Raw genomic sequence first — 12,202 nt, forward strand, 5'->3', positions numbered from 1 at the left:
TCAGGCGATGTTCAAGTTGCTGTCCTTGTCGCCCTTTCCGGCTCTTATCGTCAGTACCTGACGGTCGAAGTCGACATCGCGTACACGTAGGCGGCAGGTTTCGAGTACCCGTAATCCCGAGCCATACATCAAGGAGGCCATCAAGTGCACGGGGCCCGAGAGTTGATTCAGCACGCGAACGACCTCTTCGTGAGACAGCACCACCGGCAGTCGGCGCGGTCGCTTGGCGTGCGCGAAATCACCAATATCGCCGAGAGGCTGATCGAGCACATGGCGATAGAGGAACACGATGGCGTTCAGGGCTTGGTTCTGTGTGGCCGCTGCCACATGGCGCTGCACCGCAAGGTGCTCCAAGAAAGCCCTGACCTCGGGGCCACCCATGCTAGCGGGATGACGCACGCCATTGAAACGAATGAAGTAGCGTATCCAGTAGCAGTAGGTTTTTACGGTGCGAGGGCTGTAGCGTCTCACCTTCATGGTGGCCTTCACGCGATCCATGAGCTTTGGAGGTCGGCTGTGCGCGTCCATAAGCTGCTCCTTGCATTTCCTATTGCTGGATTTATGTACAGTATTATTGGTTCCGACAAAACGCGCAAGCGCGCGAATTCTGCATAGATCGCCTAATTATTCTTAGCCTCATGAGATATCAATGGGTTAGGGGAAACGCGGTAGGCTAGATAAGATTGTTGAACGCGCCGGCGCGTTCAAGTGAATAAATGAGAAGGCAGTCTAATACCTGTTAACCCGTTTAAGAGGTCCAGTTTGAATATTGAAGTAAGTAGTGAAAAATCCGGTGATGAGGCGAGAATACATCATGTTACAGAACAGGCGTTTTTAAGCGCGCCTCACACTGATCATACCGAGCAGTTCATTGTAGATGCTCTTCGCCGCGCGGGAGCGCTGACGATCTCTCAAGTGGCTAAAGCTGATGGAGAAATTATTGGTCATGTTGCGATTTCGCCGGTCACTCTTTCAGATGGTGCAACCGGCTGGTTTGGGCTTGGGCCAATATCTGTTCTTCCTGAATTTCAAGGGCTTGGTATTGGATCTAAGCTAATGCAGAGTTCTCTTGACGCGCTTGAGGAAGTGGGTGCATCTGGCTGCGTGGTGCTCGGCGACCCTGCTTATTATGGGCGCTTCGGGTTCGAGGTTGTAGATGGGCTGGTCTTCCCCGGTGTGCCAGCTGAGTATTTTCAGGCGCTATCGTTTTCCGGCGAGTTCCCACAAGGGGAAGTTTCGTACCATGAGGCATTCTCAGCCCAGGGTTAACAAGGCCAAGCACAGCGACAGCTTTTCCGTTGCGGCTTCGCCTCCACTACAAAGCTGCGCGTGTTGGCGGCGTTAGCCTCACAAGGAGATCAGGGCGTGGTTTACTCGAATGCGTCTATTTATAGGGAAATTTCAGAAGAGGCATATTCAAAAATGTGCTCTCTTTTGGATGAGGGAAGAACGCCGAAAAATGATGGATCCGGTGGCTACATTATTAAGTATGATCCAGCCCGTAATTCATTCAAACAGTCGATGATTGTGGTGGTATTTACGGGTATGTGGCTAGAGGCAATTCTCCATCAGATAATAGTTGCCAGGCACGGCGGCGATGAATTCAAAAAGTATGATTTTAAGTCATATCGAGAAAAGTTAATTTTATTGGGTGTTTCATCTACCGAAGTACTGGATAAAGTAGATTCATTCAAAGCTACACGAAAAGAGTTAGTGCATGAAAAAGTCTTTTTCGATAACAGCGAAATTAAGGTGGCCCAACAAGAGGCAGAGTTGGCTCATCAAGTGATGTCGAGCGTGTCTCATGCGCTGGACATCTAAGGCTAACAAGTCAATTAACTTCGCGCCTACGGCGCCGGACGCAGCAAAGCTGCGCCGGTTATTGAGGCGTTAGGGGGGGGGGGCAATGAAGGCGCCGACTGATCTAGAGTTGCTCGATCACATATATGAAAGTTATTACTCAACGTTTTCGTCATACACCAAAGAAGACGCAGATAGGGATAGCAAAATATACGTCCCTATCGACTGTGCCGAGATCGCTAGGCACTTCGGTGTAGACAGGGATATTGTTTTCGGTCGCCTCTATTACCACTTGGAAAAGAAGTATGGGTACAAGCAAAGTGATGGAGTGAATGTGCATTTTTTTGCTCTGAGGGTAGGCGACGATATTAAATGCATAAACTTCCCACTTTTAGCCTCTGTTGTTGCGGGCCTAAGGCAAGAGTACAGGAAGTTTTGGCTAGCTACTGGCATTTCGATTGGGGCATTGGTCATCTCATCAATTTCACTTGGAGTAAGTCTGTTAGGCCCCTAACCAGTCGGTCAACCGGACGCCAAAAGCATCCCGCTTTTGGTCCCCACCGTTGCGCGCTGGCGCCGGTTACCTAAGCGTTATGTCCTTGAGGTCGCGGAGCAATAGTCAGTCATGGAATATCAATTAGATATTAAAGAAAATGCGCTCGATAGTTTTAATGAGGCGCTGGCTAAGTTTGAGCAAGGTGAAAATGGTGAATTACGCCATTATAAATTTGCCATTTTGCATCTCTCTCATTTTTTAGAGTTGGTTCTGAAGCTTTATGTAGCGTCGGTTGATAAAAATCTTGTTTTCAGCAAGTGCTACAAGCATGTCGAGAAACGAGCCAAAAAGGAATCTATAAATCTACATCAGGCATATCAGTTACTTTGCAAAGAAGGCTTTGATTTCGGATCATTGCTAGCGAGCATCCCCCACCCACATACGATCACGCTCGACCAAGCGCTAGAGTTTTCTAAATGTGAAAAATGTGGCGTTACTGGTGTAGATTTTGTCGACGTAGATTTTTGTAACGACATCGAGTGGCTAAAAGGACTTAGAAACAATATAGAACATTATCAGTTTAGGCTTCCACCGAAGGAAGTGCGCCTTTGTATTGGTCGTTTGGTTCGAGGGGTAGCAGAATTTGTTGATATTTTCAGTCTGTTTGATCTTGAAAGTGAAGTTGGTAAAGAGAGTTATCATGTTTTTGAAGTTTTGGCAGACGAATACGCTCACCTTCTAAAAGAGGCTGAAAGAGAGGTTGTAGAAAAAAAGGAAGAAACGTACAGGGGAGTAAGGCCAAAGCACTACGTGTTTATCGAATGGAACGTTTATCAGTGCCCTGAATGCTCGAACAATACAATGATACCATCAGACGATTCCAGCACCGGGTACAAATGCACCTTTTGCTCAAATGAGGAAAGCGACGAAATAGAAATTCCTTGTGATTGCTGCGGAGCGATGGCAACAGTAGAAGAAATGGCTACCTGGAAAATGGATGATGGTACCATCGAGAATCGGTGTTATTTTTGTTCTGGACAATACTATGCTGATAAAGATGACTGACATAACAATCGCGTCAATAGGGACTGGTTTTCCGCTGGCGCTCCAAACCAGCCCATTACGCGGGCGTTAGGGTCACGAACTAGTAGGAAGTATTTGGGAACTATGGAAAAGAAATTTCGGGGAAACGTCGCTGCGGCAAAAAGGCTGCTACTCACTAGGGCAGGAAATAGATGTTCCAACCCGAACTGTGGTGTTCGCTTGATTACTGATGACGGAATTCCCATCGCGGAGATCTGCCACATAGAGGCAATTTCGGAAGGTGGTCCCAGATACAACCCAGAAAAAATAATTAACAAAGAAGACGCTCGGAAAAGAATTGCTGATCTAGATAATTTAATCATTCTCTGTCCAAGCTGCCACAGGCTAGTGGATAGTGATCCTATCTATTACGATGCAGATTGGCTTAGGACCGCTAGAGAGGAACACGAGCGAAAAGTCTTAAATCAACTCGAATCAAAAAGCGCTCCTACTTCTAATAAGGAACTAAATCGCACGGTCACAAGCTTTCACCAAAGCCTGGATATCTGGCGAGAGAATATTGAAAATGGAGATGAAGAGTTCTGGCAATCCTTGTTTAAAACCAATCCAAAGCTAATAGCCCAAGCTATTCCGAACCATATTATTCAGATTGGCGATAAATGTTACCTTGGTGGGAAGGGTGCTGAGAATAAAGGCGGGAAGGTCGTTGATTTTCTATATGCAACCAATTTTAGCAAGAATTTTGTTGTTGTCGAGATTAAAACTCCAAAAACAAGGTTAATCGGAAAGGAGTATAGGACTTGTGTTTTCTCTCCAGCTGAGGACTTGACTGGCTCTATTGTGCAAGTCCTGTCATACAAAACTACTTTGTTGAAGGATTTCCACTCTGTCCAAAGAGACAACTCCTTTCAAGCTTTCGAACCTACCTGCCTTGTTATTGCCGGCAACTTAGAAATGGAAGCTGACGATGCGGGTAAGCGTGCTTCGTTTGATCTGTATCGCTCAAACTCGAACGTGCTAATAATCACCTACGATGAGCTTTTTTACAAAATAGAAAGTCTTTTGGAGCTGCTCGATGAAGGCTGAGACCCTAACAATCGCGTCAATCAGGACGCTCGCTAGCTCGCGCCTATTACGCGGGCGTAAGGCGTAAGGTAAGGACTCAATTATGAGAATTGATTATCTTGAGGATGCACCGGATTTTATCCCGTTACTTGCTCGTGAAATGGCGGAGCACTGGAGCAGCATTATCCCTGGAGAATGCTATGAGCGACGGTATGCGAAGCTAATTTCCCACCAGAATCGCGATCAGCTACCACTCGCATGGGTAGCGCATGAAAATGGTGTTCTGTTGGGCACAAGTGCTTTGAGAGTTTGTGACTTGGAAGGGAGAGAAGACTTAACCCCTTGGCTTGCAGGTATCTTTGTCATGCCGGATTACAGAGGCCGTGGAATCGCAGCTAAACTTTGCGAAGTTGCAGAAAGGAAGGCGTGGGAATGGGGAGTTGCAAGATTATATCTGCACACTCCTGATCAGCAAGGGCTCTATCGAAAACTAGGGTGGAGTAGTTTAGAACTAGAGGATTGGAATGGGGTTCAGACAGAAATTATGGTCAAAGATCGCGAAGCCTAACCAGGCGCATCAGTTCGCAGCCTTCGGCCGCCGGACGCTCGTAAACTCGCGCCGCTGTGCTTGGCGTTAGGCGATTACTCAACTCGGAGGCATGATGACAGTTAAGGAACCAGTCAAAAGCGTCGTAAATCAAAACACTCTACCTGTGGGTTTTCCTACACATGCTCATGGGACAGAATTTTGGGAGTGTTTGGGTAGAACAGTTGCCACATTTGGGTTCCTCGAAGAAGTGTTGGTAAAAGCTATTTTCGCTTTTACCGCTACTACGGAGTACAGCGAAGCTGAAATCGAAGAAGCATACTCAAAGTGGGTTCCTAAGCTAGAGAGATCCCTGTCTGATCAGCTTGGCGCGTTAATAGACACCTACGGAAAATCTGTACGCGATAATTCAGACGCGACAATAGAGAATCTTGATGACTTAATAAATGACCTTCGAGCCGCATCGAAAATACGTAATGTTTTGTGTCATGGCTCATGGCGTATGCCAGATAGTAACGGGGCGTCAATTCCGTTCTTTGTAAATCGCCAGAAAGAGGTTTTTGAAACATCAATTGATGTTGCTTTTCTGAACCAGGTTCAAAAGCATGCAGTAGAGTTAAGCTGTGCCGTAATAAATACTGTAACTCATATGGGGTGGCAGTTTCCAAGTAGTAATGGGCCGGGCGAAGTAGTATGGCGCTAAATATCCAGCATCGTCGCCTAACAAATAAAGGCACCGGACATCAAAACCGCCGCTTCGCTCTGGTTTTGCTGCCGGTGCTTTAGGCGTTAAGGGAAGCCAAAATTAAAGGGGGTAGATCGATTTTATTTTGATCAATGTAAATGGAGAAGGTTGATTTGTTTTTAACCAGGCTGACCGATTTAAAATCTATCTGACCCCCTTTGGTTCATTGCCCCCGTTCCCCGCCTAGCCCCTAAACCTGCGCGTATCCCCCGTCAACGAACACCTCGCTCCCTGTCATAAAGCTGCTATCGTCGGACGCCAGGAACGCCACCGCACCTGCGGTTTCCTTGGGATCGCCCAGACGCTCAAGCGGTACGGTCCGTTTCATTTCGCTCAGGGCTTCGGATGGGAGCAATTCCATCAGCTTGTCTGTTCTGGTCGGGCCAGGAGACATGACGTTCACGCGAATGCCGGTGCCCCTGAGATCATGGGCCCAACTACGCACCAGGTTTCTGACGGCCGCCTTGGAGGCGCTGTAGATGCTCATCGCGGGGGTGCCCATGCTGCCGACCGTGGAACCGGTGAGAATGATGGAGCCGCCGTTCGTCATCAGGGGAAGGGCCTTCTGGACGGTGAAGAGGGTGCCTTTGACGTTGATGTCGAAGATGTAGTCGTAGTGCTCCTCGGTGATCTGTCCCAGGCTCGCGAATTCGCCGACCCCCGCGTTGGCCACCAGTACGTCCAGTTGCCCTTTCTCTTTCTGGACTGTCTCGAATACGCGGTCGAGATCCTCCGGCTTCGTCACATCTGCCTGGAGACCCCTGGCGTTGGATCCCAGTACCTCAGCCGCGTTGTCGAGGACGTCCTGGCGCCGTCCGACAATGAAGACGAAGGCGCCTTCGTCGATGAGGCGTTGGGCCGAGGCCAGGCCGATGCCGCTGGCTCCGCCTGTGATTAGTGCGATTTTACCGTTTAGTCGACTCATGGTTGGGTCTCCTTGTGTGTTGACTCGATTCGCTTTCACGATATATAAGTCACTTACAAATGTTCAAGTATGCACCTTTTGGTAAGTATCGTTATGGCGAAAGGAAACTCAGAAAACCCGCGTTTCATTTGTGGCCTGCATGCGACGCTGCACGTGATCTCCGGGAAGTGGAAGCCGTTGATTCTGTTCTTTTTAAACAAGGGCCCGACGCGTTACGGCGAGCTCAAGCGAAGCGTCCGGGGCGTGAGCGACAAAATGTTGATCCAACAGTTGAAGGAGCTCGAGTCCGACGGCATCGTCCAGCGAACCGACTATGGAGAGATCCCGCTGCGCGTCGACTACTCGCTGACGCCTTTCGGGGCAAGTCTGGTGCGGGCCATGGAGCCGCTTTGCGGCTGGGGCGAAGCACACGAAGAGGACATTGCCGCGGCGATGGACCGCCGGAAAACCAGCCGGTAGGAAGCGAAACCGGGTGGCGGTTGGTGGATAGGCACCCAATCATGCCGTCCGGCGAGTCCTCCGGGTAAACCCGCACATTCAGTGTTCTGGTTCATAGCGCCATGGGTCCTGTTGGTGCAAAGTATCAGGGAGGCGGTATTCGGTATCGGATGCCAAAACAACGGGTGAACGGGCCCATAACCAAGCGGTCAACCGGACACCATACCCCTTGCGGGCTATGGTTCCCTACGCTCCGCTTCGGTGCCGGTTACCGCTAGCGTTAAGTGGAGAATTCGATGCTCCAAGGCAGTTGGGATAAGGTCGCCAGTGACGTCGATTTCAATCTAGAAATTGATCTAGCGCGATTTCTTGACTTGATCAGCCGAAAAGCTAAGGTGCTAGACTTTGGGTGTGGGTATGGGCGGATTTCCAACGAACTTACTGAGTCCGGGTACACTGATGTAATGGGCGTTGATCCTTCCTGCGCAATGATCGAACGTGGAAGGAAGGCGTTTCCAGGGTTGCCTCTCCTGCATTTGGATGGGATGGATCTTCCGTTCAGCGAGAATGCATTCGATGCCGTCGTCATTTGCGCGGTACTTACGTGCATTCCTTCACTTGATGAGCGGGGTAGAGTGGCTGCGGAAATAACCCGTGTGTTGAAGCCAGGCGGGGTTGTTCATATATCGGAGTTCTGTTCGGAAGAAAGTAAGAGCTTTATTTCCGGCCTCGGTTTACCGATGCGGTACAGTAGCCCGAAAGAGCTCCGCGACCTATTCGCTAGTTTTTCCTGCTTTCACGATGAGGTTGTGAGTGCAACTACTATGAGTGGTGATTCCACGTCCAGCTACCGCGCGTTCATCCGAAAGGCACTTAACAAAGCAATGCACGCGACAAGTGCGTGATTGCCGGCGTTGGGCCTAGAAGAAAAGAGGAGAAACAGCTTTGAGCGAATTCAATTTCCGCCAAGCGCGATCAGGTGATCTTGTGGCGCTTGTTGAGATGCTTGCTGACGATGATCTCGGTCGAACTCGCGAGTCACCGGGTACGCCGCTTGATAACGGCTACGCGTCAGCGTTTGAAGCTATAGAAAAAGATCCGAACAACGAGATCATCATCTGCGAATCAGAAGGCGAGTTGCTTGGCATGCTTCAAATAACCTTCATACCCTACTTGACTTATATTGGAAGCTGGAGAGCCTTGATTGAAGGCGTCCGCGTCTCTTCGTCTCAAAGGTGGGCAGGAATCGGCGGTCAGCTCTTCGAATGGGCCATCGAAAGAGCTAAAGAAAAAGGTTGCGTAATCGTCCAACTCACAAGCGATAAAAAACGTCCAAACGCCATCCGCTTTTACGAAAATCTCGGCTTCAAAGCGTCACATGAAGGAATGAAGCTATGGCTCAACTAAGGAGCCCAACAGGTCGCTGCAGTTGATGTCCGCTAGCGCGGCCACAACTGAGCTTTGGCGTGTGTACCAGGCATGGCACAGAACTAGAGAGGTGAAAGTCCTCTTGCTAGGTGTTCGCAGAGCCGAAGGCTAGGAGAAGGGCAAGGGCGTCATCGCGAGGTGGGGTCTGGAGGAAGCGCAATCCAAAGCTGCGGGGCGACGAACAGCAACCCGATATGAGGTGTGGTACATCCGGGGCGAGCGGGCACGTGACCGCGAAGCCCTCCATCTGCGGCGGGGGTGTGCTTTATAAATCGGGCGTTTACGCAGCGACAGTTCTGTGTCTTACCCTGGGAGGCCTGTCAGTGGTTCAGGGAAAGAGCTGAACCCCGGGCAACCGGTGTTGACCGACAGGCAGGAGTCAGCAGAGGGCATAGTAGGTTCAGCCGTGGAACCGAAGGCCCGAACAGAGACAGGAGTTGAGTGTCCGTGCAGAGGAGCAGGATGGTATCAGCAAAGCAGCTCACGCTGCCCCTGACATTACCAGGGGATGAACCTGCGCCTGGAGAGCGGGCCCGTCCCGACTCCGCTTAACCCTCACCGTGGATGGCGCGCGTACTGAGCAAGGACAACCTCAGTCGTGCCCTGAAACAAGTTCGACGTAACAAAGGTGCGCCGGGCATCGACGGCATGACGGTCGACGAGTTGCCGGACTATCTGCGCCAACACTGGCCAGCTATTCGCCAGCAGCTGATCCGGCAGACCTACCGACCGCAACCGGTGCGGCGAACCATGATCCCCAAGCCGCAAGGCGGTCTCAGGCCACTGGGTATTCCCACGGTCCTGGACCGTTTCATCCAGCAAGCGATTGCCCAGGTAGTCCAGCAAGATTGGGAACCTTGCTTCCATCCCCGCAGCTACGGCTTTCGCCCCGGACGCTCTGCGCATCAAGCGGTCCGATACGGACAGCATTGCGCTCGGGAAGGCCGCAACTGGGTGGTGGATCTGGACCTGGAAGCCTTCTTTGACCGGGTGAACCATGATCGGCTGATGGCACGCCTGAAACGGCACACGCCGGACAGGCCGTTACTCAGGTTGATCAACCGATACCTGAAGGCAGGGGGCCAGATCGACAACTGCAAAGCCCCGACACCCGAAGGCGTGCCGCAAGGCGGGCCACTGTCTCCGGTGTTGGCGAATGTGGTACTGGATGAACTGGATTGGGAACTGCACCGGCGCGGTCTACGTTTTGCGCGCTATGCGGATGACTGCCAGATATTGGTAGGCAGCCGTCGTGCGGGCGAACGCGTCATGGTGAGTCTAACGCGCTTTATCGAAGACTCACTGCGGCTCACAGTGAATACACGAAAGAGCGCGGTGGATCGGCCCTGGAAGCGCAGATTCCTGGGCTTCACCCTCAGCCGGAAAGGGCAGCGCTTGAAGGTGGCTAGCGAAGCCATCTCCAAGCTGAAAGCCCGGATCCGGATACTGAGCCGCCGAACACGGGGCCACTCACTGGTCCAGGTGATCGCAGACCTGAAAGAGACCCTGCTTGGTTGGAAAGCGTACTTCGACGAAGCCGAAGTGCTGAGCTCGCTGCGGGATCTGGACAAGTGGATACGGCGGAGACTGCGAAGTTACGTGTGGAAGCAATGGGGTCGAAGGGGATATCGTGAACTGAGAAAGCGGGGCGTCTCGGTCAGGTTGGCCTGGAACACTGCGAAATCAGCTCATGGGCCGTGGCGCCTGAGCCGTTCGCCGGCACTGGCGCAGGCGCAGGCACTTCCCGCCCACTACTTCCGGTGCCGTGGACTGCCGGAATTGGCAGTACGGTAACGGGTTGAATCAAGTCACTGAATCGCCGTGGTACGTGATCCGTATGCCCGGTGATGTGGGAGGAGGGGCATCGTGAGGTGCCTCCCTATCCCGATTAGCCACTGCGAGTGACTCATAGCCAAGCGACTATCTAGGGCCGTCCAAGTCGGAGTAGATTTACATGGGACTTTTGACCTTCAGCCTCAACATCACTCTGGACGGTTGTGTCGACCACCAGGAGGGAATTGCCGACGACGAGACGCATGCCTTCTTCACCGGTCTAATGGACGAGTGCGGGGCGATGCTGTGGGGCCGTGTCACCTATGAGATGATGGAGAGCTACTGGCCAGCAGTTGCCCGCGGGGATGTGGAGGCACCGCCGGCAGTGCACGAGTGGGCGGTAAAGCTGGAGGTCAAGCCGAAGTATGTCGCTTCGAGGACGCGAACGGACTTTCGGTGGACCAACAGCCACCACATCGCTGGCGATCTGCGTTCGGGCGTGCAAAAGCTCAAGGACGCAACTCCGGCTGGTGTGCTCGTCGGTAGCGGCAAGCTTGCAACTGAGCTGGATCGGCTGGACCTGATTGATGAGTACAAGTTTCTTATTCACCCAAGGATAGCTGGCCACGGTCCGACCCTGTACCAGAGCGGGCTGCCTAACACACGGCAGCTTGAGTTGGTTTCGGCGAAGCCGCTTAGTAACGGCGCAGTCTCCATGCACTACCGGCGCGTGCGCGGCTAACAATTTGCTGCACGCGGAAAAATTACTCGCTGCGCTCGCAATTTTCCGGTGAGCAAGGCGTTATGCGTAGAAATGGAGGATTGAATGCCCAAAGAGTTGTTTTTCCCAGTTATTGAAACCGAACGATTAACATTGAAGCCTTTAGCAATTGATGACTCGGATAGCCTACTGGAAATTTTTTCAGATCCTGAGGTTATGCGGTATTGGAATACTGCGCCTTGGACAACAATTCAGGACGCTATTGACTTCATTAATGAAAGTAACGATTCGATGCGGCGTCAAGAGTCGCTCATACTTGGCGTGTATCTGAAGTCTACAGGCGAATTGGCTGGAAAATGTATGTTGTTTAGCTACGACCAAGAATCCAAGCGTGCCGAGATCGGTTTTGGTTTGGGGTACTCTTGTTGGGGAAAAGGTTATATTAACGAGGCAGGAGAAGCCTTGATTAAGTACGGATTCGATTCATTGGGACTGCGGAGAATTGAAGCAGAGATTGACCCAGACAACCAGTCTTCAGCGAAAGCTCTAGTGAAACTCGGGTTTTCCCAAGAGGGTCTGCTAAGGCAGCGTTGGGAGGTCAATGGAATCGTCTCTGATTCGGCAATGTATGGACGATTGGTAAGTGACTGTCCAGTACAGCATAACCAGGCAATGCAGGCGACAAGCGCCTGATTGCGGCGTTAGCAATCCATCGGATTCCCGAGGTGATAATGGACTTTTTTGATAAGTCAGACATTCAAGGGTCTCTTCGACGAATTGAAGAGCTTTTAGACTGTGGAATATTCGAACCGAAAAACTCATCGCATGTACTGATGAGAGCGGCATTCATCGAACTGCTGATTTCACTTAGGGACTTGATGTATAAGACCGAGAAATACTCTTCCCGAATAGCTTTTAAAGATGATGTTCCCGTAGGAGGGCGGATAAATGATGTTAGTGATCTGATCAAGTACGTCAGAGACGCACTTTGTCACCCGGATTCGGATAATCACTACATCGAAAAAGGTAATATGAAAGCCACGTTCAATGTGGCGTTTGGTAGAGCAAAATTATTGAAAATAGGTGACTTCGAACAAGAATCGCTATATGACGACGACATTTGCTTTTTCTTTGGGTCGAAAGGAATTTACCTCAGAAGGCATATAATCCGGGCGTTCGAAGAAGCGAAGGGTAAACTTGAGCCGATAGTAAATTGCTAG

General features: G+C 51.0%; 16 protein-coding genes. 14 read left to right on the forward strand and 2 right to left on the reverse strand.

All coding sequences use genetic code 11. The features are described 5' to 3' along the window. Positions 1-528: a phage integrase N-terminal SAM-like domain-containing protein gene (locus CK498_RS26750; RefSeq protein ID WP_141246886.1), complete on the reverse strand. Its 528-nt coding sequence runs from the start codon at positions 526-528 to the stop codon at positions 1-3. A 234-nt stretch (positions 529-762) separates the two neighbouring features. Here CK498_RS26750 and CK498_RS00135 point away from each other — a divergent pair, with 234 nt between their 5' ends. The 7 genes from CK498_RS00135 (at position 763) to CK498_RS00165 (ending at position 5,655) form a co-directional block, all read left to right on the forward strand. After that, positions 763-1,269: a GNAT family N-acetyltransferase gene (locus CK498_RS00135; RefSeq protein ID WP_095618847.1), complete on the forward strand. Its 507-nt coding sequence runs from the start codon at positions 763-765 to the stop codon at positions 1,267-1,269. Between the two features lie 96 nt (positions 1,270-1,365). Further along, positions 1,366-1,821: a hypothetical protein gene (locus CK498_RS00140; protein WP_141246887.1), complete on the forward strand. Its 456-nt coding sequence runs from the start codon at positions 1,366-1,368 to the stop codon at positions 1,819-1,821. 85 nt (positions 1,822-1,906) lie between these two features. Further along, the gene (locus CK498_RS26320) at positions 1,907-2,314 is read left to right on the forward strand and encodes a hypothetical protein (RefSeq protein WP_095618849.1); all 408 of its coding nucleotides are present in this window, start codon (positions 1,907-1,909) and stop codon (positions 2,312-2,314) included. 111 nt (positions 2,315-2,425) lie between these two features. Continuing rightward, positions 2,426-3,361, forward strand: coding sequence for a hypothetical protein (locus CK498_RS00150; protein ID WP_095618850.1), 936 nt, complete (start codon positions 2,426-2,428; stop codon positions 3,359-3,361). Between the two features lie 102 nt (positions 3,362-3,463). After that, positions 3,464-4,426 (forward strand): Shedu anti-phage system protein SduA domain-containing protein, encoded by a 963-nt coding sequence (locus CK498_RS00155; RefSeq protein ID WP_095618851.1) that lies wholly within the window; start codon positions 3,464-3,466, stop codon positions 4,424-4,426. 82 nt (positions 4,427-4,508) lie between these two features. Continuing rightward, positions 4,509-4,973, forward strand: coding sequence for a GNAT family N-acetyltransferase (locus CK498_RS00160; protein ID WP_095618852.1), 465 nt, complete (start codon positions 4,509-4,511; stop codon positions 4,971-4,973). Between the two features lie 94 nt (positions 4,974-5,067). Next, on the forward strand, positions 5,068-5,655 hold the full coding sequence (locus tag CK498_RS00165) for a hypothetical protein (RefSeq protein WP_095618853.1): 588 nt from the start codon (positions 5,068-5,070) through the stop codon (positions 5,653-5,655). A gap of 232 nt (positions 5,656-5,887) precedes the next feature. Here the strand turns inward: CK498_RS00165 and CK498_RS00170 are convergent, their stop codons facing one another. Beyond that, positions 5,888-6,622 carry an SDR family NAD(P)-dependent oxidoreductase gene (locus CK498_RS00170; protein WP_095618854.1) on the reverse strand — a complete coding sequence of 245 codons (735 nt, stop codon included), beginning with the start codon at positions 6,620-6,622 and terminating at the stop codon, positions 5,888-5,890. 93 nt (positions 6,623-6,715) lie between these two features. Here CK498_RS00170 and CK498_RS00175 point away from each other — a divergent pair, with 93 nt between their 5' ends. The 7 genes from CK498_RS00175 to CK498_RS00205 all read left to right on the forward strand — a co-directional run bounded on the left by CK498_RS00175 (position 6,716) and on the right by CK498_RS00205 (position 12,202). Then, positions 6,716-7,081, forward strand: a complete 366-nt coding sequence (locus CK498_RS00175) for a winged helix-turn-helix transcriptional regulator (protein ID WP_095619544.1) — start codon at positions 6,716-6,718, stop codon at positions 7,079-7,081. 275 nt (positions 7,082-7,356) lie between these two features. Then, positions 7,357-7,965 (forward strand): class I SAM-dependent methyltransferase, encoded by a 609-nt coding sequence (locus CK498_RS00180; protein ID WP_095618855.1) that lies wholly within the window; start codon positions 7,357-7,359, stop codon positions 7,963-7,965. 40 nt (positions 7,966-8,005) lie between these two features. Beyond that, positions 8,006-8,467 (forward strand): GNAT family N-acetyltransferase, encoded by a 462-nt coding sequence (locus CK498_RS00185; protein ID WP_229358912.1) that lies wholly within the window; start codon positions 8,006-8,008, stop codon positions 8,465-8,467. Between the two features lie 585 nt (positions 8,468-9,052). Continuing rightward, positions 9,053-10,282: a group II intron reverse transcriptase/maturase gene (gene ltrA / locus CK498_RS00190; RefSeq protein ID WP_217987665.1), complete on the forward strand. Its 1,230-nt coding sequence runs from the start codon at positions 9,053-9,055 to the stop codon at positions 10,280-10,282. A gap of 160 nt (positions 10,283-10,442) precedes the next feature. Beyond that, positions 10,443-11,003 (forward strand): dihydrofolate reductase family protein, encoded by a 561-nt coding sequence (locus tag CK498_RS00195; protein WP_095618856.1) that lies wholly within the window; start codon positions 10,443-10,445, stop codon positions 11,001-11,003. Positions 11,004-11,087: 84 nt separating this feature from the next. Beyond that, the gene (locus CK498_RS00200; RefSeq protein ID WP_095618857.1) at positions 11,088-11,675 is read left to right on the forward strand and encodes a GNAT family N-acetyltransferase; all 588 of its coding nucleotides are present in this window, start codon (positions 11,088-11,090) and stop codon (positions 11,673-11,675) included. A gap of 38 nt (positions 11,676-11,713) precedes the next feature. Continuing rightward, the gene (locus CK498_RS00205) at positions 11,714-12,202 is read left to right on the forward strand and encodes a hypothetical protein (protein WP_229358913.1); all 489 of its coding nucleotides are present in this window, start codon (positions 11,714-11,716) and stop codon (positions 12,200-12,202) included.

It is taken from the genome of Halomonas salipaludis (assembly GCF_002286975.1).
GTDB lineage: Bacteria > Pseudomonadota > Gammaproteobacteria > Pseudomonadales > Halomonadaceae > Franzmannia > Franzmannia salipaludis.